The organism is Geobacter psychrophilus (assembly GCF_056821595.1).
The window spans coordinates 2164750-2186017 of sequence record NZ_JBXDTU010000004.1 but is presented as its reverse complement, the minus strand read 5'-3'; the positions used below and the strand labels follow the sequence as shown (position 1 = coordinate 2186017).

At 51.4% G+C, this 21268-nt stretch carries 22 protein-coding genes; 7 read left to right on the top strand and 15 right to left on the bottom strand.

Features of this window, described 5'->3' with window-relative positions; genetic code table 11:
• Positions 1-137: 137 nt before the first annotated feature.
• The 5 genes from ACOCF6_RS12535 to ACOCF6_RS12515 form a co-directional block, all read right to left on the bottom strand.
• Positions 138-947, bottom strand: coding sequence for an OmpA family protein (locus tag ACOCF6_RS12535; RefSeq protein WP_482460682.1), 810 nt, complete (start codon positions 945-947; stop codon positions 138-140).
• A gap of 20 nt (positions 948-967) precedes the next feature.
• A complete protein-coding gene (locus tag ACOCF6_RS12530) occupies positions 968-1429 on the bottom strand; it encodes a universal stress protein (protein WP_482460681.1) in 462 nt (153 codons plus the stop codon).
• A 21-nt stretch (positions 1430-1450) separates the two neighbouring features.
• Complete coding sequence (locus ACOCF6_RS12525) at positions 1451-3004, bottom strand: DHA2 family efflux MFS transporter permease subunit (RefSeq protein WP_482460680.1); 1554 nt, start codon at positions 3002-3004, stop codon at positions 1451-1453.
• Between the two features lie 14 nt (positions 3005-3018).
• Complete coding sequence (locus ACOCF6_RS12520) at positions 3019-4155, bottom strand: hypothetical protein (protein ID WP_482460679.1); 1137 nt, start codon at positions 4153-4155, stop codon at positions 3019-3021.
• A 67-nt stretch (positions 4156-4222) separates the two neighbouring features.
• On the bottom strand, positions 4223-5680 hold the full coding sequence (locus tag ACOCF6_RS12515) for an efflux transporter outer membrane subunit (protein WP_482460678.1): 1458 nt from the start codon (positions 5678-5680) through the stop codon (positions 4223-4225).
• Positions 5681-5921: 241 nt separating this feature from the next.
• Between ACOCF6_RS12515 and ACOCF6_RS12510 the strand changes: the two genes are divergently transcribed.
• The gene (locus ACOCF6_RS12510) at positions 5922-6056 is read left to right on the top strand and encodes a helix-turn-helix domain-containing protein (RefSeq protein ID WP_482463346.1); all 135 of its coding nucleotides are present in this window, start codon (positions 5922-5924) and stop codon (positions 6054-6056) included.
• Positions 6057-6224: 168 nt separating this feature from the next.
• Here the strand turns inward: ACOCF6_RS12510 and ACOCF6_RS12505 are convergent, their stop codons facing one another.
• The 4 genes from ACOCF6_RS12505 to ACOCF6_RS12490 form a co-directional block, all read right to left on the bottom strand.
• The gene (locus ACOCF6_RS12505) at positions 6225-6707 is read right to left on the bottom strand and encodes a helix-turn-helix domain-containing protein (RefSeq protein WP_482460677.1); all 483 of its coding nucleotides are present in this window, start codon (positions 6705-6707) and stop codon (positions 6225-6227) included.
• 290 nt (positions 6708-6997) lie between these two features.
• Positions 6998-8113, bottom strand: coding sequence for an NADH:flavin oxidoreductase (locus ACOCF6_RS12500; protein WP_482460676.1), 1116 nt, complete (start codon positions 8111-8113; stop codon positions 6998-7000).
• Between the two features lie 91 nt (positions 8114-8204).
• Positions 8205-8999 (bottom strand): shikimate dehydrogenase family protein, encoded by a 795-nt coding sequence (locus ACOCF6_RS12495; RefSeq protein WP_482460675.1) that lies wholly within the window; start codon positions 8997-8999, stop codon positions 8205-8207.
• A 100-nt stretch (positions 9000-9099) separates the two neighbouring features.
• A complete protein-coding gene (locus ACOCF6_RS12490) occupies positions 9100-10008 on the bottom strand; it encodes an AraC family transcriptional regulator (protein WP_482460674.1) in 909 nt (302 codons plus the stop codon).
• Positions 10009-10226: 218 nt separating this feature from the next.
• Here ACOCF6_RS12490 and ACOCF6_RS12485 point away from each other — a divergent pair, with 218 nt between their 5' ends.
• The 6 genes from ACOCF6_RS12485 (at position 10227) to ACOCF6_RS12460 (ending at position 15509) form a co-directional block, all read left to right on the top strand.
• Positions 10227-11414: an iron-containing alcohol dehydrogenase gene (locus ACOCF6_RS12485; RefSeq protein ID WP_482460673.1), complete on the top strand. Its 1188-nt coding sequence runs from the start codon at positions 10227-10229 to the stop codon at positions 11412-11414.
• A 52-nt stretch (positions 11415-11466) separates the two neighbouring features.
• Positions 11467-12525, top strand: coding sequence for an alpha/beta hydrolase (locus ACOCF6_RS12480; protein ID WP_482460672.1), 1059 nt, complete (start codon positions 11467-11469; stop codon positions 12523-12525).
• 50 nt (positions 12526-12575) lie between these two features.
• The gene (locus tag ACOCF6_RS12475; protein ID WP_482460671.1) at positions 12576-13088 is read left to right on the top strand and encodes a (R)-mandelonitrile lyase; all 513 of its coding nucleotides are present in this window, start codon (positions 12576-12578) and stop codon (positions 13086-13088) included.
• Positions 13081-13812 (top strand): carboxymuconolactone decarboxylase family protein, encoded by a 732-nt coding sequence (locus ACOCF6_RS12470; RefSeq protein ID WP_482460670.1) that lies wholly within the window; start codon positions 13081-13083, stop codon positions 13810-13812. The genes ACOCF6_RS12475 and ACOCF6_RS12470 overlap by 8 nt, the downstream gene beginning before the upstream one ends.
• A gap of 23 nt (positions 13813-13835) precedes the next feature.
• The gene (locus ACOCF6_RS12465) at positions 13836-14375 is read left to right on the top strand and encodes a flavodoxin family protein (protein WP_482460669.1); all 540 of its coding nucleotides are present in this window, start codon (positions 13836-13838) and stop codon (positions 14373-14375) included.
• Positions 14376-14468: 93 nt separating this feature from the next.
• Entirely contained in the window at positions 14469-15509 is a 1041-nt protein-coding gene (locus ACOCF6_RS12460; protein ID WP_482460668.1) for an MBL fold metallo-hydrolase, read from the top strand.
• Between the two features lie 3 nt (positions 15510-15512).
• Here ACOCF6_RS12460 and ACOCF6_RS12455 read toward each other — a convergent pair whose 3' ends face one another.
• The 6 genes from ACOCF6_RS12455 to ACOCF6_RS12430 form a co-directional block, all read right to left on the bottom strand.
• Positions 15513-15995 (bottom strand): helix-turn-helix domain-containing protein, encoded by a 483-nt coding sequence (locus ACOCF6_RS12455; protein ID WP_482460667.1) that lies wholly within the window; start codon positions 15993-15995, stop codon positions 15513-15515.
• Positions 15996-16220: 225 nt separating this feature from the next.
• Positions 16221-16925 carry an ABC transporter ATP-binding protein gene (locus ACOCF6_RS12450; protein ID WP_482463344.1) on the bottom strand — a complete coding sequence of 235 codons (705 nt, stop codon included), beginning with the start codon at positions 16923-16925 and terminating at the stop codon, positions 16221-16223.
• A 4-nt stretch (positions 16926-16929) separates the two neighbouring features.
• A complete protein-coding gene (locus ACOCF6_RS12445; protein WP_482460666.1) occupies positions 16930-18132 on the bottom strand; it encodes an ABC transporter permease in 1203 nt (400 codons plus the stop codon).
• A complete protein-coding gene (locus tag ACOCF6_RS12440) occupies positions 18129-19301 on the bottom strand; it encodes an efflux RND transporter periplasmic adaptor subunit (protein WP_482460665.1) in 1173 nt (390 codons plus the stop codon). The genes ACOCF6_RS12445 and ACOCF6_RS12440 overlap by 4 nt, the downstream gene beginning before the upstream one ends.
• 23 nt (positions 19302-19324) lie before the next feature.
• On the bottom strand, positions 19325-20584 hold the full coding sequence (locus ACOCF6_RS12435) for a TolC family protein (protein WP_482460664.1): 1260 nt from the start codon (positions 20582-20584) through the stop codon (positions 19325-19327).
• A gap of 69 nt (positions 20585-20653) precedes the next feature.
• Positions 20654-21244: a TetR/AcrR family transcriptional regulator gene (locus ACOCF6_RS12430; protein ID WP_482460663.1), complete on the bottom strand. Its 591-nt coding sequence runs from the start codon at positions 21242-21244 to the stop codon at positions 20654-20656.
• Positions 21245-21268 lie beyond the last annotated feature (24 nt).

Here is a 21268-nt window from a genome sequence, read left to right as displayed (position 1 = left end):
GCAGGTGTATGATGTTTGTAGGAAAATCTTGTGATGGCTCGGCTACAAGAGCGAAATAAGTCAGTAACAGCACTATTAGAGCGATCACGCTGTACAGCAATAATCTGGATGTTTCCATGTCAGTACCTCTAATCTGATTACTGTGCAACCGAATTAGCTTCAAATTTATCGGCCTCAGAGTTTAAGATCACAATATCTACCCGTCTGTTTTTTGCACGACCTTCTGGCGTATCATTTGTGTCAACAGGTCGGTATTCTCCGTTACCTACGGTCGAAATTCTCTCGGGTTTCAAACCGTATGATTCTGTCAGCAGATGCATGATATTATTTGCCCGTGCGCTTGAGAGTTCCCAGTTTGAAAGGAACAAAGAGGTTCTTATGGGTAGATTGTCAGTATGACCTTCTACCCGGAACTCATTTTCATAGATGGAAATCGCATCAGCTATCGCTGCAAGGACACTTATTGACTGCTGCCTTACTGTGGCACTTCCAGAATCAAAGAAACCGGCCTCTTTCAGGCTTATTACCAAGCCGCGTCTCGTAATATTTATGCTTACCTTGTCTGTTTTTCCTTCTTTTATGAGATATGCCTCAATTGATGACTTGATGTGCTTGAAGTCATTATCTGTAGCCGTAGTTTTAATACGGTTTTGATTGTTGATCCCTGTTTTCGGCGCTGGTATCAGTGAAAGTGATGGTTGAATACTTGGAACAGGATTGATCTGATTTGATGGAATCACATTAAGTTTAGACGATGGAGATCCGGTAACTGACATGCCGAAAGCGCTTTGCATCGATTGCATTACTTCCTCTGTCTTCTTTTTGTCTTGCTGCCCCATCGCATACATAACAACAAACACTGCAAACAAAAGTGTCAAAAGGTCACCGTAAGAAACCAGCCACCTTTCGTGGTTAGGCTGTTTTTCCGGCTCACGTTTCAGTGCCACATCTCACCTCCCCAAACTGATTAATCGATCGCTTTTTCAGAGCGGTGTACAAGCACCGGTATCGTCGAATGGGTAAGCACTTTTTGAGTCTCACTGCCGAGCAACAACCCTGTAATTCCACGTCGCCCATGAGATGCCATGAAAACAAGGTCACATTTATTCTGCTTGGCCGCTTCGATGATTGCTTCGTAAGGTTCTTCACTGACAAGCATCACTTTGCTGCATTCTACTCCGGCATTCAGAGCAAGCTTTTCAGCGGTATCAAGGATATCCTGGGCTGTACTCTGCATTGTCTCGCGGAACGTGACCGGCATGTGCGCATCAAAGATTGTGCCCATGCCGTAGTACATCTTGGGCGTCGGCTGTATGGCACAAAAAAAGGTAATCCGGGCACCTGCCTCTCTTGCGAAAGAGACAGCGCGTATAATGGCGTTAATAGAGAGATCCGAACCATCAGTTGGAACAAGAATGTGTTTGAACATGAGAGACTCCTCTGCTGTTGATTAGTGTCCACCGGCTGAAGGGTCTACTACCCGTGTCGGTTTTGGCGCAAGCCAGATGATCGAGGCGGCGAAAATAAAAGCGATACCAATGGTCCACATCATCTGATTGGTGGCCAGCATAACGCTCTGGCTCGTAATCATGTAGTCGATGACCTGATTTACCGCGTCAGGTTCCGCTCCTGAGCTTCCAAGCATGGCTCGCACGCTCTGGTCGCTGTCAGTAAGGCCGACAAGTTCAGCATGGTTGGCTGTTATTTTGTTGGACCAGACTGTGGTCACTAACGACGTAGCAAAGGCTCCTGACAGAGTACGCAGAAAATTCATCAGGCCGGCCGCAGAATCCATTTCATGCTCTTCTACGCTAGCCAGTGCCAAACCGGTAGTCGGGATAAAGAAGAACGGTATCGCTAAACCGAAAATCATCAGTGGGATAGAGACATCCCAGAAACTCATATCAGTGGTAGCGATCGAACGCCACAGTGTGACAAGACCCATCAAAATTACCCCGCCAAACACCAGTTTTCTCGGGTCAAACTTGCTTGATGCCTGTGCCACAAGCGGCGCCAGGAAGATTGCCGATGCTCCAGACCAAGCCGTAGCAAGACCCGCTTGAGTCGCGGTGTACCCCATAAAGCTTTGAAGCCAGAGTGGCGTCAGGACGTTGACGCCAAAAAAAGCCGCAAAAGCAAAGCTGATGGTCAGAACGCAGGCAGTAAAGCCACGGTGCCTGAAAACCTTGAGGTCGACCGCCGGGTGCTCTTCATACAGCTCCCAGATAATGAAAGCGATAAACCCAATAGCTGCAATAATGGCTAATACAATGATCTTGTTCGATGAAAACCAGTCGAGATCTTTCCCTTCATCCAGCATCAGTTGCAGGGAAGCCACCCATATAACGAGCAGACCGAGGCCAACAAGGTCGATCGGGTTGCGTGACAATGGCTCGGTATAGCGTTTGAGCAGTTGCCAGGAGAAAAAGGCACAGGCGACGGCAATCGGCAGATTGATATAGAAAACCCACGACCAGCTGTATTCATCACAGAGATAACCTCCAAGAATTGGGCCGACCACCGGGGCTATAAGCGTCGTCATTGACCAGAGACCAATCGCGGCGGCAGCCTTTTCCTTGGGGAAGATACGCATCAGCAAGGTTTGTGATAGTGGCATCAGCGGACCGCCCGAAAAACCTTGGAAGATACGGGCAACAACCAGTAGGCCGAGAGAATTGGACAAGCCACCCACAACAGAGAAAATACCGAACAGTGCCATGGCCCAGACAAAGACGCGAACAGCACCGAATCGAGCTGCCAGCCAGCCAGTGAGTGGTACGGTAATAGCTTCGCCCACGGCATAGGATGTAATTACCCAGGTACCCTGACTCGTCGTTGCTCCGAGACTGCCGGCTATATTCGGCACCGAAACATTGGCAATCGTCAAGTTGAGAACAGCAATAAAGTTTGCCGCAGCCAGGACGATGGCCGCCAGCCAGAGCATGCCGCCAGTAAGCTGTTCGTCAGCATTAACAGGGTTCGTTGTGGATATAGTTTGGTTCATATTTAAAGTCCTTCTTAGTTTTTGCCGCGAGTATCAATTTCGGCACTCATGGAAAGCCCTACTTTGAGTGGTTTGCTTTGCAACTCTGTCGGGTCAAGTTTGACGCGCACAGGCAGGCGCTGCACCACCTTGATCCAGTTGCCGGTGGCGTTTTGAGCTGGAATAGCCGAGAACGCAGAACCCGAACCACCGGAAAAGCCCTCTACGGTGCCATGGTAGGTCACCGAGCTGCCGTAAATATCAGCATGGAGCTTGACCGGATGGCCGACGCGCACCTTGTTCAGCTGCACTTCCTTGAAGTTGGCATTAACGTGCATTTCCTGAACTGGAACTACCGTCAGCAAAGGCATGCCAGCCTGCACACGCTGGCCAAGCTGTACCTGTCGCTTGGCGACAATTCCATCAATCGGAGCCCTAACCACGGTACGCTCCAGATCAACGGCAGCCTGGTCACGACGTGCACGTGCGAAGGCAACCTCCGGGTTCGTAGCTTCGGTGGTCCCTGCAATGAGCACGGCGTTGGCCTCACGAGTACTAAGAGCGGTATTGCGGTTTGCCTTTGCTTGTGCAATAGCAGATCGTGTGACATCAAGGTTAGCTTTGGCAGCTGCAAAAGCATTCAGAGCACGACTAATCTCATCACCTGAAACAGAACCGGATGAAGATAGAGCTTCGCGTCGTTTAAGGTCGATTTGGGCCCGCTCAAAATCCGCTTCAGCCGACCTAAGCTGTGCGACTGCGCGTTTTTCATCGGCGTCACGGGCTGATATTTGCGCGTTCAGGCTGCTGTCATTAGCCACAAAGCCCTTGACACGACGGGTAGCCCGGCCAAGGTCAGCTTCAGCCTGGGCAAGCGCAAGCTTGGCATCGGTCTGGTCAATCCTAACTAGAATGTCACCCTTTTTGACGGCCTGAGTGTCTTTCACAAGAACTTCACTGATAGTTCCGCCAACCGATGGCGTCACCTGGGCAATCTCGACAGCAGCATAGGCGTTGTCGGTAGATATAAAGTTAGAGCTGTACAGATACCAATACGTTGCAGCGACTGCTGCAGAAAGAACAACGATGCCGGCGAGACCAATAAGCAGCGTCTTGCGGCGTTTTTCTTTGTTAACAACGGTAGGAATTAATGGTGAAGTTTCTTCTGGCATGATGTAATCCTTGTGCAATGAAATTTTGTGATGAGACTGTTGGGCAGTTATTGACTGGCGAACCAGGTTACAACTGAGAATTATGCTGATACCCACCGCCAAGAGCGCGTTTCAGCGCCACATCCAGTGTGAACCCCCTGGAATGGAGAGTAGTGAGGAAACGTTGACTGTTCAGCAGCCCATCTTCGGCGTGAAGTACTTCAATATAGTTGGCAAGTCCTCCTTCATATCGATTTCGAGCTACTCGGTGCGCCTCAGATGCCGCTTCGACAGCTTCTTCACCTTTGCTCAACTGGGCTGCTAGTGCCTTCATACTGAGGCCAGCACTGGCTATATCTTCCAGGGCATGGGTTACGGTGCTGTTGTAGTTTGCGACCGCCTCGTTATAGGTTGCTGCTGTCCCCCGCAGCTCACCTTGCAAGCGGCCAGCAGTGAATATCGGGAGCGAGATGGCTGGTCCGATGCCGCCAATGCTCGAACCGCTCCTCGCCAACATGTTTAGTCCCAGCGATTGCACACCAATGAAGGCAACGAGATTGACATTGGGATAGAATTCAGCCTTCTTCTGATCAATTCTGTACATCTGTACTTCAGTCATAATTCTCGCTGCGACAACATCCGGTCGTCGCCCCAGCAGGTTGGTGGCCAGTTCAGAGGGGAGTCCGAAACTACTTTTAAGGTTAATAGCCGGGCGCTTGATGGAAAGAGCACGGTCTGGACCCGCGCCTACCAGAGCAGCCAGGCGATTACATTGCAGGCCGATTTGCTCGTCTATCAGCATAAGTTCACCTTGAGCTCCTACCAGGCGGGCTTTGGCCTCATTCAGGCTACCTTTGGTTTCCATTCCATGAGCGAAACGTTCATTGAACAGGTTAGCCGTCTTGCTGCGGATTTCTACTGAGCGTATGACCATATCGCGGGTGTTGAAGAGACGGGCCAACTCCGCATAATTTCCTGCGATGGCAGCGACAAGATTCAACCTCACCTGAGCGAGCTCAGCGTGACTCGCCTGGAGCTGCGAGGTCGCAGCCGCAAAGCCAGCACGATTCTTGCCCCAAAAATCGATTTCCCAATTTAAGCTCAGTGCAGCCATTCCGTAATCCTGCCAACCATCTGTTGACGAGCTGCGGGGAATCAGGTGGTTGTAGCTGAGTTTCTGCTCAGTTACCGAGGCGTTAGCGCTTACTTGTGGCATAAGCGTGGAATATGCAACCTTGCTGAATGCAGCTGCGCGTTGCAGACGAGCTGACGCTGCGGCCAAATCTGGCGAATCTCGAAGCGCCTCGTCAACCAGCGTATCAAGTTGCGGGTCACCATATGCCTGCCACCAGCGTTCGGATGGCCAATCGCTAATAGGTGCCGAAAGCGACGCCGCCGTCTGATATTCAGACGCTGGTTTCACACTGCCGACTTGGCCGACTGAAGGAAGCATTGCGCAACCGCCAAGACCAAACACTGAACACAAGGCAATTGTGATGGCTATCCGTTTTGAAGGTGAGGTGAACGTTAGGGAATCATTAATCATTAGCAAGCTCTCCCATACTTGAATTGCATACTGTACGGTACAGTACAGAATTAAAAAGGTAATGTCAAGCGCCAAAACTCAACGCTAAATTCTTGTTCGTGACAGGAGCATGCGTCGAGTAGTGGAATTGAATAGATTAGTTTTATAGCGTCTCCTGTAAGCCGCAGATATCTTCAGCGGACCCGTTGATTCAGCAGAGCTGTTGGGCAAGCTCATCCGGCTTGGCAGGAAAGAACGCAAGATGACCGAGGAAGAGCTGTCCGGACGGGCGGGGATTTCCAGAAGAACCTTGCAGAAGATCGAGCGCGGTGATACGAAGTGTGAGATCGGGGTTGGTGTTTGCGGTCGCCAATATAGTCGGAGCGAAGCTTTTTAGCGACGAAGAGAATTCGATTCGCTATATCTTCGGGAGACACATCGATGATAAGCTGGCTCTGCTGCCCAAGAGGGTTCGTAGATCGGTAAAGATCAATGATGATTTCTGATGATGGGTTGTACCGGAAAGTGTGCCTGAAAAGCTTCCCTACACGGAAGAAAAAGTCAGCTATTCTTTCCCTGGTAAAAGGAATGTTTTCTGGTTTTCCAAGAACAGTTCAATCCTTTCCTGGCTCTTTCTGAATGGGCATCGTGTTCCACTCAACCACTCCTGGAGTTGATCCGGATGTCGCCGCATCTGCTGGCCCAGCTCATTCAGAGTGAGGCCATTCGTTCTCTTGTACCACGCAAGCCGCCCCACTGTGTCATCCGGGCAGTCGAACGGAATATAACCTAGAAATTTGATAATACTTGGATTATATTGCAATTCTGGTTCGGTGCCATGTTCCCAGTTCCAGATGGATGACTCAGTGACGCCGATGATCTCGGCGACTTCTCGCTGGAGGAGACCAAGATCCATTCGTTTCTTACGGATGTGTTCACCGACTGTGATGGGAAATTCGGGATAACCGGGAAGCTGCTGTTTTTCGAGGGGAATTTGAATTGAGAACGAGTGCCGTTTTAAGTGAGTATAGTAGAGAAAGGTTAACACACCCCTGTGTTTGCTCGTAAACACCGAAATAACAGGCTGTTACACTCCGACGGGGTGTGAAGCTTTCCAACTTCAGAAAATGTCTCCATCACTACTTGGCTGAGGTCTTTGAGCAACCGGACCTAGAATGCAACCTGAACAACTCTGTCGGCAGAGTAGACAAGGATTTAGCAAGCTGGCTGAAAAAACTTGATTTGTTATTGTAAGCAAAAGGGAGAATGGAATTGGGAAAAAAGCGGCAGGCTGCTTTTAAATAAAGTAGCCTGCCCCCTTTTCGCATTATACAGGATTCAAATTTGTTTACTTTTCAGCGCATCTTCAACAACGCATCTGATGCCCTTTCCCTCAAGGGCTGGTTTGTAGCATAAATTGCACGATATGCAGGTCGCTTTTCGTTTATCACCAGCTTTCCAACGCTGAATTAGATCAGGTTCGCGGACCAGAGGACGAGACAAGGATACGTAATCGGTCAACCCCTCTGTCACCAACATTTCCGCAATCGAGTAGGAGCGAAACCCGCCGACCAGTAACAGTGGCACACTGATTTTCTCCTTGTAGAGCTTTGCAGCTTCTCGATAATAGACTTCATCCTCTTCATTATCCAATCGGCCGAGTCGGAAGGGGATATTTCGGCCAGAGTTTCTGGTCCCTCCACTTAATTCCATGGCATCGACTCCTGCTTTTTCGAGTGAGATCGCCACCTGAATCATCTCTTCCTTCGTGAAACCACCCTCCTCAAAATCTTCCGAGTTGATCTTGATTAAGATCGGATACTCGGCTCCAACAGCCTGTCGAACGCTTGTCACAACTTCAAGCAGGATACGTGCACGATTCTCAAGGTTACCGCCATATTCATCTTTTCTTTTATTATGCGTAGGTGAGAGAAACTGACTGAGGAGATACCCGTGGGCTGCGTGGATCTGTACTGCATCGAACCCCGCCTTTTGGGCTCTAGCCGCACTCTCGGGAAAATCGGTTACTACCTTCCGTATCTCCTCATGTGTCATTTCTCTGATGATCTGACCGGTCTCGTTCTCACCTGATGATGGGGCATAAACGTCAAGTCCGGTAATTTCGGTGGCCGCATAGCAACCTGCATGGGATAGCTGCAGGGCGATTTTGCCGCCGTTGTCATGAACACTTTGGACCATCTTTTCCAGTTCCGGGAGCAGACTGTCCTTATGAGCGCCCAATTGCAGGGGCCTTGCCTGTCCTGCCTTGTTTACATAGGCATGGCCAGTTATAATCAACCCGACTTCGCCACGAGCGAGCGTGCAAAAAAAGTCTGTCAGTTGTGGAGTGCAGGCTCCGCAATCATCAGCCATGCCTTCCCAAGTTGCAGATCTGATAAAGCGGTTTCTGAGGGTGAGACTTTTTATGTCGGTAAATTCAAACAGCTGAGCCATTATGTTCTCCTGTACGCCATTGTTAGCTACGACAATCATTTGCTTCCTGCTGTACCTATCATGATCCTGAGTAAGTTTTCTTCTATCACGGTCAAGAGCCCATCGCTCCGATAAAATCAGCTATCAGGCGAACCTGTTCATCAAGCATGTGGCGTCCGTAATGAATGGTGCACCCCCTTGCTTTCGCTGCGGCCAGAAGTTGGGTGGTTTCTGGCTTCATAATGATTTCGGCAACGGTCATGGCGGGTGTCAACCTTGTGGTATCAATCGGCAGCGGATCATCTGCTTTCAGGCCGAGCGATGTGGCGTTTATCACCAGATCGTGGCCGGTCGGATCGGCATTTCCCGCCACGATTGGCCGATCTGGAAAATATTTGGCTATTCTCACCGCAATCTCTTCAGCCTTCGAACGGGTGCGGTTGGCAACCGTCAGGGATGCTACTCCCGCCTCTACCAGAGCAAAAGCGATGGCTGCGGCTGCACCGCCAGCACCTACAAGCAGTGCCCGGCGACCAACCGGATCGTACCCCTGGGAGCGCAACCCGGCTACAAAACCGGCGCCGTCAAACATGTTACCAATCAGCCTCCCGTCCGTTTCCCGCCGCACCGCGTTAACCGCACCGATTGCACGCCCGGCATCGCCAAGTTCATCACAGAGGGCGGCAACCGCAGTCTTGTGCGGAACCGTCGTGACAAAACCGCCTAGATTTTTCATGGCACGAAAAGCAGCCAGGACAGCCTTAAGCCCCTCTGGAGCTACCTGTATTGGGACAAGAACCGCATCACAGCGGTTCAGTGAAAAAAGCTCGTTGAACACCTCTGGGGTGCGGACGTGAGAAATGGGGTCGGCGATGATGGCATAAAGCCTGGTCTTTCCGGTAATCATGTCTGGATGTCGTCCTTTCCGGCTACACGGTAGCAAATCCAAGCTCTCAATCTATATTTCCTTAACGCTTTTCATACCGGTCTGTTGCTGATCCTCTCTGTTATCCTTTAGCAGTCATCATACGAAGCTTCGTAATGTCCCGTAACGGCGGAGCACCGAACATCCGGTTGTATTCCCGGCTGAACTGCGAAGGGCTTTCGTAACCGACCTGAAACGCAGCATTTGCAGCATCAAGTGACTCCGCCAGCATTAAACGCCTGGCTTCGTACATGCGCAGGTGCTTTTGGTATTGCAGTGGACTGAGCGCGGTCATAGACCGAAAATGGTTATGAAATGATGAAGTGCTCATGCGGGCCTGGGCAGCCAGATCATCAATACGCAGCGGCTGTGAGAAGTTGTTTTTCAGCCATTCGATCGCCCGTGCTATCTGTTGACTCTGACTTCCCGCCGACGCAATCTGGCGCAGACGCGCCCCCTGTTCACCCACGAGTAAACGGTAAATGATCTCCTTCCGGATGATCGGTGCCAGGATCGGTATCTCCTGCTCTTCATCAAGCAGGTCGATCAGGCGCTGAAAGGCAGTGAGCAGTGGCAGTGTTACCTCACTCGTCGCCATACCATGACCGGATTGTTGCGAACGATGATGGGGGAAATTACTGTCAACCAGCAACTGAGAAACCTCTTGTATGTCAAACGTCAATTTGAGCCCCAGTAACGGCCTTTCTTTGCTTGCTTTGAGGGCCTGGACGAATGTGGGCAGGTTCACGGACGTGATCAGATAATGATTCTCGTCATACACATACGGTTCAGTCCCCAGCAGCACGCGCTTGGAACCCTGCACGACCATACAGATACTTGGTTCATAGACGACGCTCATCGGTTCGGTCATTTCGTCCTGTCTGAAAAAAAATAACCCCTGAATTGCGCTTGCATACAGATCACTGTTATTCGTCCATCGGGCAATACTCTCCCGTAAGGCTTCTCGCGACGATTTTATTTTGTCGTTCATAAAATCTCCTAATTCGCTGTTTATACGGTGCTTTTCCGAAGCAATCCTGATTGAATCATAGCAAGACATTTTTTCTATTACAATGTTTTTGGAACACTTTGTAGGATCAGGCAATAAATGTGTAGGATCGTTCTACCGCCTTATACCGTTAAGCGGTACGATAAAAACCATCAGGATCAAATATTTCAAACCAAAAGACTTATTTCAGGGAGAATCAGATGGAATTTGAGTACTACAACCCAACCCGCCTCATCTTTGCTGCCGGAGCACTCGCACGTCTGGGAGAGGTTGCCAGCCAGCATGGCAAACGCGCCCTGCTGGTTACCGGCGGCGGCAGTGTCAAGCGCAGTGGTGTTTTTGATCGCGCAGTCGCCAGCCTGAAGCGTGCCGGCGTCTCAACGGTGGAATGCTCCGGCGTCGAGCCCAACCCGAGAATCACCACCGTCAGACGAGGTGCCAAGATCGCTCGGGACGAAGGCTGCGATGTGATCATCGCCCTGGGCGGCGGCAGCGCCATGGATGCAGCGAAGGTTATGGCAGCCGCGTTTTACTATGACGGCGATCCCTGGGATATGATCTTCCACGGCCAGACCGTGCCGTATGTCCCGACCCGAGCGCTGCCTATCATAACCGTGCCGACCCTGGCGGCTACCGGGTCCGAGATGAACATGGGTGCGGTTATATCCAACGAAGAGACGAAGGAAAAGTCTTTTGTCCAGGCCCAATGTTTGTATCCCGTTGTCGCGTTGGTGGACCCCGAACTCACGATGAGTGTGCCGCAGGATCAGACCGCGTACGGCATCTGTGACATAATCACTCATGTGACCGAAGGATATTTTAACGGCGTTGCTGGCACCCCCATTCAGGACCGCTTTGCCGAAGGCGTCATTATCACAGCCATGGAATACGGTCTGAAAGCGCTTGAAGATGGAAACAACCTGGAAGCTCGCGCCCAGGTGCAGTGGGCTTCGATCGTTGCCCTCAACGGCTGGGTTAATGCAGGCACCAACGGGGGGTTCCCCGTGCACATGATCGAGCATACCTTGTCCGCCTATCACGACATCACCCACGGGGCAGGTCTGGCTGTGGTCAATCCAGCCTGGATGCGCTTTGCCGCCAGCCACAGACAGGAAAAGTTCGTGCAGTTTGCCGAACGCATTTTCGGTCTCGATGCAAAGAACAGCAGCGATCTGGACTGTGCCCTTGAAGGCATTGACCGCTTTGAAGCATTCCTCAAATCCATCGGTTGCCCCACCCGCCTGTCTGAACTCGGGATCGGTGACGCGTTGCTGACAGAGTATGCCAGGGAAACGGTCCGTATCATCCATGATGACAAGGGGCTTTTGCCAGGTCAGCCGCCGATGAGCGAGGCGGATATTGTCGCTGTGCTCAAGTCTGCCTTGTAACGTAACTTCCCTTGGCCAGCGCAAATGTCGAGACAACGTAAAGGAGCTCAAAATGAACAAAACAGGCTTTATCACTAATTGTTTCCGCGTCCTCACTATGATGACACTGGGTATGACTGGGGTTGGCGCTGCATTTGCGGCAGACAAGTCCAATGGAGCAGACAATTTTTACAAGAGCGACAAGGTAACCATGCAAAAGGTTGAGTTTAAAAATCAATACAACATGAAGGTTGCAGGGAATATGTTTATTCCCAAAGCTTTGAAGCAGAACACCAAGAATCCCGCGATCATTGTCGGGCATCCAATGGGCGCGGTGAAAGAACAAAGTGCGAATCTGTATGCCACGAAAATGGCTGAACAGGGGTTCGTAACGTTGTCTCTGGATTTGTCTTTCTGGGGAGAGAGTGAGGGGCAGCCTCGCAACGCCGTCTCGCCGGATATCTATGCCGAGGATTTCAGTGCTGCGGTGGATTTCCTGGGCACCCGGCCGTTTGTTGACAGGAATCGGATTGGCGCTATCGGGATTTGTGGCAGCGGGAGCTTTGTCATCAGCGCGGCCAAGATAGACCCGCGCATCAAAGCCATTGCGACCGTCAGCATGTACGATATGGGCACTGCCGTCCGTAGCGGACTGGGGCACTCGCAGACTGTCGAGCAGCGGAAGCAAATCATTTCGGCAGCAGCCGAGCAGCGCTATGTCGAATTCACGGGCGGTGAAACCAAATACGTCGGCGGTACGGTACATCAACTAACTGCGGACACCGACCCAATTCAGCGTGAGTTTTATGATTTCTACCGCACTCCTCGAGGAGAATTCACTCCCAAGAGTTCGTCACCTGCACTCACAACGCACCCGACGCTCACCAGTGTCGTCAAGTTCGTAAATTTCTACCCGTTTAATGATATCGAGACGATTTCTCCTCGCCCCATGCTCTTCATCACCGGTGAGACCGCTCACTCCCGCGAGTTCAGCGAGGACGCCTACAAGCTAGCCGCCGAACCGAAGGAACTCTACATTGTTCCGGGCGCCGGGCATGTGGATCTGTACGACCGGGTGAATCTTATTCCTTTTGGCAAGCTCACATCCTTTTTCACTAAATATCTGAAATAAAGCGATGCCCAAGAGAATCTGGAACCACTGATCTGCGTTGAGGAGAAACCATGAAAATTACATCGATCCTGTTATCGCTATCCCTGCTCGTTTCAATGGCTGCTTTTGCCAGTCAGGCGCTGGCCGCTGAAGAAAACAAACCATCCCAAACCATAACCAGGTCTGGCACTCAGGCTTCCATCAAAGGATCTGCCGAATACTTTACCGGCACTGTCCGTGTCGATCCGCTGTTTGCTGCCAACGACGCGGCACCATTCTCCGGTGCGTATGTCACCTTTGAACCGGGCGCCAGATCTGCCTGGCACATTCACCCGACCGGACAACGCCTGCTCGTTACCGCCGGTGTCGGTCGAACCGGGGAATGGGGTGGCCTGGTCGAAGAGATCAAGGCTGGTGACGTGATCTGGTGCCCGCCGAAGATAAAGCATTGGCATGGTGCCTCACCCACCACCGCCATGACACATATCGCCCTCACCGGGACAATCAACGGTAAGAATGTGGAGTGGCTGGAAAAGGTCAGCGACGAGCAGTACAACGGTAAACCGGGTGGCAAGCATGAATAGACTGGTAACCGAGTTCCTGACAATCACTTTTGCCATGATGTTTATCATCGCATCCATAGCGGAGGCGCGACCCATGGAGAAAAAATTGGTACTGAGTTCAAAACAGCAAGGCATTATCCCCATTGCAGCGTTTACCGCCTCGGGTGATCTGGAAAAGCTGAAAGTCTCCCTGAATGAAGGGTTGGATACCGGCTTGACCGTTAACGAGATCAAGGAAATCCTGGTGCAACTGTATGCGTATACCGGCTTTCCGCGCAGCCTGAACGGTATCGGCACCTTCATGACTGTCATGGAAGAGCGGCAGAAGAAAGGGATCAAGGATGAGGTTGGTAGGGAGGCAAACCCTTTGCCTGCCAATAAGAGCAGTGTCGAACTTGGCACGGACATTCAGACGCGGCTGGTTGGGAAGCCGGTCACCGGTCCGATATATACCTTTGCTCCCGCCATCGATCAGTTTCTGAAAGGTCACCTGTTCGGCGATATCTTCGGGCGTGACAACCTAGACTTCCAGAGCAGGGAGATTGCCACCATATCGGCACTGGCCAGCATGGATGGCGTTAATCCCCAACTGCAGGCTCATTTTAACGTCGGGCTTAATACCGGTCTGACGGAGTCACAGATGAAGAATCTGATATCCGTTCTCAGTGCCAAGGTTGGCAAGAAAGAACACGATAATGCCAGTGAAATATTCGGCAAGGTTTTAAGCGGCAGAAAATCTCAGTGAGATCCATTGAAAGGAATATGATTATGGCAAAGAAGGTAGTGGTACTCACCGGCAGCCCCAGGAAAGGCGGCAATTCTGAACTGTTGTGTGACCAGTTCATTCGTGGGGCAACAGAAGCAGGAAATCAGGTAGAAAAGATATTCGTATGTGACAAGACCATCAACTACTGTACCGCCTGTGACGCCTGCCAGGGTAATGGCGGCAGTTGCGTCCAGAAAGACGACATGGCTGACATTCTCGACAAGATGATCAGCGCTGACGTGATCGTCATGGCCACCCCGGTCTATTTCTACACTATGAATGCCCAGATGAAGACCGTGATCGACCGGACCTACGCACGCTATACCGCAGTCAGCAATAAAGAGATGTACTTCATCATGACTGCTGCGGTTGGTGATAAAAAGTTGCTGGAAAGAACTTTGGAGTCATTAAGGGGATTCACTGCCTGCCTGACTGGAGCCAGAGAGAAGGGTGTCATCTACGGAACCGGTGCCTGGAATAAAGGGGACATCAAGAAAAGCCCGACAATGAGCCAGGCATATGAAATGGGTAAGAATGTCTAGTGATTTGGAGATTGGCTCACTGTCACTCCTTGGACGGCGGCAACAATGAAACGAATTCTATTTTACATTGTAGTATTGGGAGTCCTTACAGTTATGGCAACCATGTTTTTCAACAATAGCGGCAATACCGCCCTTGCACGGTCACCACTATCGCTCGAAAGTGATCAAAAAAATCCAGTCAATGTGACAAAAGGTGGGGCGCTTGAACAGGCTCGCATCATGTGGGATTTTTTCTTCAACAAGCCGACCGACACTCGTCCCACCGGGAAGATTCCAGTACAGACGTTAACACGACAGCAGTTGCTGGCCGCCCCGAACAATACGGTGTACCGCCTTGGTCACTCCACTATCCTACTGAAACTGAATGACGCGTTTTGGATTACCGACCCGATGTTCTCAGAGCGGGCGTCACCGGTACAGTTTGCCGGGCCGCAGAGATTTCATCAGCCGCCGATATCCATTGACGATCTGCCACCGATTAAGGCGGTCATTATTTCGCACGACCACTACGACCATCTTGACCAGGGCTCCATCATGAAGTTGGCTGCCAAGACGGAGTATTTTCTGACGCCGCTTGGGGTGGGAGACATTATTATTGGTTGGGGGGTGTCGTCATCAAAGGTAAAGCAACTCGACTGGTGGCAGGAAACGGAGGTGGGTGGTGTACGCCTTGTTGCTACACCCGCTCGTCACTTTTCGGGTCGTGGTCTGTTCAATAAGAATCAGACCCAGTGGGCATCGTGGGTATTCCTGGCTGATGATCAGCGAGTGTTCTTCAGTGGGGATTCCGGCTATTTTGACGAGTTCAAAAAGATTGGGGCAAAATATGGTCCTTTTGACCTGACCTTACTGGAAACCGGTGCCTACAATGAAAACTGGCCGGAAGTCCATATGCATCCAGAGGAAAGTATTCAGGCCCATATAGATCTGAAAGGCAAGAATCTGCTTCCTATCCATAATGGAACCTTTGATCTGTCGATGCACTCTTGGTCTGATCCGTTTGACAGGATTGTCACTCTGGGCAGCGTACAAAGAATCCCGGTCTTGACCCCGGTAATTGGAGATCCCGTTAGCATGCAAAGTACAACGAGCGGTCAAATGTGGTGGAAAGCTGCTCTTCTCGGAAGAAAATAACTTCTATTTTTTCTCTGGCAGAAGGAAGGTTCTCTGGTTTTCTAGGAACCGCTCGATCTTCTCCCGGTTCTTCCGGAACGGATTATGCCGGCCACTCAACCAGTCTGATAATTGCTCTGGGTCTCGGCCCATAGCTTCACCCAGATGATCAAAGTTCATTCCCATCGCTCTCTTATACCATGCAAGCCGCCCCACTGGGTCATCTGGGCAGTCGAACGGAATATAACCTAGAAATTTGATAATTCTTGGATTATATTGCAGTTCCGGTTCGGTGCCATGTTCCCAGTTCCAGATAGAGGACTCTGTGACGCCGATGATTTCGGCGACTTCTCTCTGGAGGAAGCCAAGATCCATTCGTTTCTTGCGGATGTGTTCACCGACTGTGATGGGGAATTCTGGATAACCGGGAAGAGGTTGTTTTTCGAGGGGAATGTGGATTGAGAACGAGTGCCGTCTTGTATAGGAATAGTAGAGAAAGGTGCTCACACCCCTGAGCTTGCACGTAAACCCTTAAATAACAGGCTGTTATGCTTCGACGGTGTGTCAACCTTTCCAATATCGGACGCACCTCTCAGGTTCTCTCACGGACCATATCTATATTTATATCGAAGTTCCGATCTCCTAGTACCTTAATCTGGCCTATGTCAATCACTTCATTGATTAGTTGCACGTTCATTTGGGCAAGGCATTTCTGCATCCGCTAGAATTAACTCATCCCACATCAATGTAATTCTTCTCATCAATGATACGACCATCACTGACCTGGAATATCCGGTCGAAACCTTCCACCATGCGATGGTCGTGGGTGACAACCAGGATAGCGGAATGGTTTTCTACCGCCAGTTTCTTCAGGAGCGCCATGACATTTTTGCCATTCTCGGTATCAAGCGCAGCGGTCGGCTCATCGGCCAGGATCACCCGGGGTTTGTTGGCCAAGGCCCTCGCTATAGCAACCCGCTGGGCTTCGCCACCGGAAAGCGCTGAAGGGTAATTGCCCAGTCGGTGGCCGAGATTGAGGGAAGTTAGCAACTCTGTTGCACGTCTTTTGGCTTCATTTTTTGTCATGTTGTTGATCTCCAACGCAATCATGACATTTTCCTGAGCGGTCAGAAACGGTATCAGGTTGTGTGCCTGAAAGATGAAACCGAGCTTTTCCCGGCGCATCCGCTTCAGATCAATACCGCTTTTCCAACCGTCATCAGCGACAGTAGTACCGTCGATAACGACCGTGCCGTGGGTCGGCTCATTGATCAGCCCGATGCAGGTCAGTAGGGTTGTTTTACCGGATCCAGAGGGGCCAAGAATGGCGACCAGTTCCCCTGGTTTAACCTGCAGAGTAGCATCTTCAATGGCGGTCACCGCCGTCTCGCCTTTACCGTAAATCTTCGTCAGTCTTTCCACCTCGATTGCATACATGTTCTTATCCACCCAGGGCCTCCCCTGGCTCAACCTTGAGCGCCTTCCGGATACCCACAAAGCTCGAAATGATGCAAATCGCCATGACAATGACAAACAGTATCTGCATGTCAAAAGCCTCTAGAACGATCCGCCGTGGAAATTTTTCATAGGTCAGCAGAATCAAACCGTAGCCTATAAAATACGCAATAAACCCCATCAGCAACGACTGCTGCAGTATCATGCCAATGATTACCCGGTTTTGTGAGCCGATCAGCTTCAGGGTGGCGATAACCTTGATCTTGTCGAGAGTCGATGTGTAGATGATCAGTGAGATAATTACGGCCGAGATGACAAGCAGTATTACCCGAAAAAGCCCCAACTGCATCCTGGCTTTTTCAATCATCCCTTTAGCCAGGATAGCGGTCTGTTCTGCATCGGAAATGGGCTTGAAATGGTTCCAGCGGCTGATCCGCTTCTGAACCTCCTGGAGGTTCGCACCCGGCGATAGTCGCGCAACGACAGTATTGACCGTGTGCGTTGATTCCGTGATGCCGGAGATGTTCTGCTGCAGGTAATTCGACTGAACTGGGGATAGGGACTGAATGCCGGCCAGATTGGCGCCGATCCGCTCACGGTCATTCCTGATGGCGTCGTTGTCTTTCTTGAACTGGATATCCTGGGCGTCGACCAGACTCACATAGGCAACCGGATCTCCGCTGGAAGAGACAATTTTGCCGGTTAATCCTACGATCGTGTAATCATGGAGACCCAGATGGATCTTTTCACCGATCTGCATTCCCATCGCCCTAGCAGTTACCATTTCGTAGTGCTTCTGGCGGATGCCGCGACCGGCAACTATCTCCGGAGGGCCGCCGAAGCCGCTCAATTCATAACCGATCAGGAAAAAACGAAAGGGTTTGCCATGACGCTCGATCTGGATGGTCTGGAAGGAAAGCGGGGATGCCTCGGCCACACCTGGCACCGCCCGTATGCGGTACTTGATGTCTTCCGGGATGCGCGAACTCTCGGCAAACGGGCCGTTGGTATTCTGCTGCACAACCCAGATGTCGGCCTTATTCGCGTGCAGTATCGCCAGGGCGTCGGCGATAAGCCCCCGGTAGATGCCTCCCATGCTGATGACCACTCCGAGCAGCAGCCCGAGGCCGATGGAGGTCAGGATAAACCTGCCCCGGTGGTAGCGTATGTCCCGAATGGCGAGATTCATTTCGCAGCCCGTACCTTCATGCCTTCCTTGAATTTTGCCATGCTAGCGGCGGGAGCCACCGCTACGCGATCGCCGGCATCGAGCCCTGCCAGGATTTCGCTCTGGTTGCTCCGGTCCTCAATCCCGATAGTCACCTCTTTGAACATGATCCTGCCGTCTTTTATCACCCACACGCCCCGTTTTTTATCCTTGGCGACAATGGCGGCGGAAGGGAGTGACGGGGTATCTTTTTTTGTATCCGTGACGATGTACACATCGGACTGCTCCCCCAGACGGAACTGTTTCAGGGGTTCGCTGAAGGCCACATCCACCTCCAGTTCTTCGGTCACCCGATCGCTCTGGCGCCCCAGACGGGCAACCTGGCCGGGTAGTTGTTCGCCGGACGAGGAACGTAGTGTGATCATAGCTTTTTTGCCGACAGCCACCCCTTTCAACTGTGATTCGTCCACGTTGGCCTTGACCCAGACGGTTTGTGGGTCTGCCAGGGTGAAGATCGACATTCCCGGCGAAACAGTGGCGCCCTTCTCCAGGTCGCGGGTGATGATGACTCCATCCTGAGGGGCGTAGATAAGGGTATCTGCGACCCTGCTCCTAGCAAAACCGACGCTGGCCCGGCCAGCCTGCTGCTCCATGCGCACAGCCTCTACGGCCGCCTGGTTGCGGGCGACCTCTTCCCTGGCAACCTGGCTGGCGGTATCATACTGTTCGGCCTCCAGCCTGGAGACGAAGTTCTTTTCGGCCAGGTTTTTGTAGCGTTGGGCATTTTTTTCCGCCAGGGTCAGATTTGACCGGGCCTTTTGGAGGTTGGCCTGTTCCACGTTCAGGTTGGCCGCTGACTTGTTTAGTCCAGCCTCGGACTGCTGTTCCTGGTGGCGGAAGTCGTCATTTTCCAGCTTGGCGAGGAGTTGGCCCCGTTTTACCAGATCACCCTGATCAGCGTACAGTTCCACTATTCTGCCGGTGATCTTGCTGGAAACACCGACCACAACCTTGGCCTCAACCGTACCGTTGCCGTAGACCTGGGCGGTGAGGTCACGCTTCTCAACACTCACGGCATTTACCTTGGTCGGGGCTAAGAGCGTCATTTTGAGAGCAATCCCTCCAGCCACGAGAACAACCAGCCAGAGCAGATATTTTTTCTTTTCTGCCAATCTATTCAAGAGATCCATACAGCACTCCTTTACGGTGATTCTTATTGTTTGCCCACAGCCCTGTCGAGTCTTGCCAGCGCGGTGTAATAATCGAACATTGCCTGAATGTTTGCTGTTTGGGCATCAAGGGTTTGGGACTGTGCATCGGTGACTTCGATGATGCTGCCGACCCCTTCCTGATAGCGCCCTTCAGCCAGCAATTTACTTTCATTTGCTGCATCAACTTCTTTCTGTGTTGAAACCATACGGGCAGCGGCATCGTTTCCACCAAACCAGGCAGATTCGACTTCTTTGATGATCTGAAGTTTGAGGTTGTTCTGCCTGGCCTCGATGGAGTTCATAGCAGCAGTAGCCTCGCGCACCTGCTCAACGGAAGAGAACCCGGAAAATAGCGGTACGGTCAGGTTCAGTCCGACCCCCCAGACATTTCCGGTGGGTGGAAAGTCACGGTCGGCATAGCCGATGTTGGCGACACCGGAGAGAATCGGCAAATAGCTGCTTTTGGCTGACGTGAGATTACCGGATGCAGCTGACTTCATGGCCGCAAACTGGTGCAGTTCGGCGCGGTTGCGCAGGGCGTCCTGTTGCGACGAGTTCCGCTCCGGCAATGACAGTAAATCGGAGGACGTCGCAACCGGGGTACGTTCCCCTAAGGTGGCAATCCCCATGGCATTGGCAAGTTCTACCCGGGCAATCTCCCGATTGCTTTCCGCACGTATCAAATTCGTTTTAGCAGCAAAAAAGTTAGCCTCGGCCCTGGCTACGTCCACCCTGGCCCTGATCCCCTGATTGAAGAATTCCTGCGCCTGACGGAAAACGTCTTCCCGAGCCTTGACGTTTTCTCTGACGGCCTGGACCTGTTTTTCAAGCGCAAGAACAAGATAGAAAGCAACCCTGACACGTAACGTCAAATCCTGTCGGATCACGGTAAGCGCATTGTCGGCTGCTTCGCGGTTGCCTCTGGCTGATTCGACCGCACCAGCGGTGCGGCCAAAATCATAGATGGTCTGCTTCAGATACAGTGACGCAGTGTTAGTTTCAGAAATTTTTATGGTTTCCTGGGCCGGAAAGTACGTCTGGCCTCTGATCCAGTCAGCAGTCAGGTTTATCTGAGGATAGTAATTTGCCAAAGCCTGGCCGGTTTTAGCTTCGGCACCGTTCAGGTTTTCCTTGGCTTCGATTACCTGGGGGTGGTTTTTCAGGGCTGTACCCAGCGCCTCGTCCAGCGTCAGGTCGCCTGCAGCATAAATCGGCTGAGTCGAAGTCAGGAGAGCCAACAGCACAAACACAAATCGTTTCATAAGATTCCCTATGTCATGCTTAAAATTGAATATAAAGTGAATTTATATTCACATACGGTGCAAAAAAAATCAACGAACAAGGGTCAGGAAATTTTGCCATAGTTTTTCCGCTTCCGGCCGTATTTCAAAGGATGCGTTACTTATTGTCCAGCGCAACGCGGTAAACTGGATCATGCCAAGGAGTGTTAAGGCCGTTTCCCGGGGAGACAAGCCGGGTTTCAAATCACCTTCCGCTATGCCTGCGGCAATGACACCTGTTATAGTTTCGATATAATTACCAATACGAAGTGCGAGGGTATCAGCAAGATTCCTCTGCCCCAGATGGATATCATCGGAGAATACGAAGCGTGGAATTCCTGGATGCTCTATTATAAGAGCGACATGAGAAAAATAGATCGTCTCCAGTTTTTCCAGTGGTTTCCGACTCCCTCCGGCGATGGCAGAAGCATTACTCATGACCGAACTTCCGATGAATTCTGCAACAGCGGAATAGATGTCGTCTTTCCCGCTGAAATGTCGGTAAATATTAGCCTCGCTCATTCCTGCTGATGCTGCTATTGCAGCGATGGTAAGAGCGCGAACGCCATTTTTACCTACTACCTCTAGGGCTGCCTGGATGATTTCTTCTTTACGAACGCGTGTGCTTTTCTTTTCGAGCATAGGCACCTCATGTGATTATCTATT

Excerpts from the sequence above, each read along its gene's own strand:
- ACOCF6_RS12520 (WP_482460679.1), bottom strand. The coding sequence starts at position 4,155 with ATGCCAGAAGAAACTTCACCATTAATTCCTACCGTTGTTAACAAAGAA.
- ACOCF6_RS12515 (WP_482460678.1), bottom strand. The coding sequence starts at position 5,680 with ATGATTAATGATTCCCTAACGTTCACCTCACCTTCAAAACGGATAGCC.
- ACOCF6_RS12475 (WP_482460671.1), top strand. The coding sequence starts at position 12,576 with ATGAAAATTACATCGATCCTGTTATCGCTATCCCTGCTCGTTTCAATG.
- ACOCF6_RS12530 (WP_482460681.1), bottom strand. The coding sequence starts at position 1,429 with ATGTTCAAACACATTCTTGTTCCAACTGATGGTTCGGATCTCTCTATT.
- ACOCF6_RS12460 (WP_482460668.1), top strand. The coding sequence starts at position 14,469 with ATGGCAACCATGTTTTTCAACAATAGCGGCAATACCGCCCTTGCACGG.
- ACOCF6_RS12445 (WP_482460666.1), bottom strand. The coding sequence starts at position 18,132 with ATGAATCTCGCCATTCGGGACATACGCTACCACCGGGGCAGGTTTATC.
- ACOCF6_RS12480 (WP_482460672.1), top strand. The coding sequence starts at position 11,467 with ATGAACAAAACAGGCTTTATCACTAATTGTTTCCGCGTCCTCACTATG.
- ACOCF6_RS12465 (WP_482460669.1), top strand. The coding sequence starts at position 13,836 with ATGGCAAAGAAGGTAGTGGTACTCACCGGCAGCCCCAGGAAAGGCGGC.
- ACOCF6_RS12435 (WP_482460664.1), bottom strand. The coding sequence starts at position 20,584 with ATGAAACGATTTGTGTTTGTGCTGTTGGCTCTCCTGACTTCGACTCAG.
- ACOCF6_RS12485 (WP_482460673.1), top strand. The coding sequence starts at position 10,227 with ATGGAATTTGAGTACTACAACCCAACCCGCCTCATCTTTGCTGCCGGA.
- ACOCF6_RS12525 (WP_482460680.1), bottom strand. The coding sequence starts at position 3,004 with ATGAACCAAACTATATCCACAACGAACCCTGTTAATGCTGACGAACAG.
- ACOCF6_RS12510 (WP_482463346.1), top strand. The coding sequence starts at position 5,922 with ATGACCGAGGAAGAGCTGTCCGGACGGGCGGGGATTTCCAGAAGAACC.
- ACOCF6_RS12500 (WP_482460676.1), bottom strand. The coding sequence starts at position 8,113 with ATGGCTCAGCTGTTTGAATTTACCGACATAAAAAGTCTCACCCTCAGA.
- ACOCF6_RS12495 (WP_482460675.1), bottom strand. The coding sequence starts at position 8,999 with ATGATTACCGGAAAGACCAGGCTTTATGCCATCATCGCCGACCCCATT.
- ACOCF6_RS12440 (WP_482460665.1), bottom strand. The coding sequence starts at position 19,301 with ATGGATCTCTTGAATAGATTGGCAGAAAAGAAAAAATATCTGCTCTGG.
- ACOCF6_RS12450 (WP_482463344.1), bottom strand. The coding sequence starts at position 16,925 with ATGTATGCAATCGAGGTGGAAAGACTGACGAAGATTTACGGTAAAGGC.
- ACOCF6_RS12490 (WP_482460674.1), bottom strand. The coding sequence starts at position 10,008 with ATGAACGACAAAATAAAATCGTCGCGAGAAGCCTTACGGGAGAGTATT.
- ACOCF6_RS12430 (WP_482460663.1), bottom strand. The coding sequence starts at position 21,244 with ATGCTCGAAAAGAAAAGCACACGCGTTCGTAAAGAAGAAATCATCCAG.
- ACOCF6_RS12470 (WP_482460670.1), top strand. The coding sequence starts at position 13,081 with ATGAATAGACTGGTAACCGAGTTCCTGACAATCACTTTTGCCATGATG.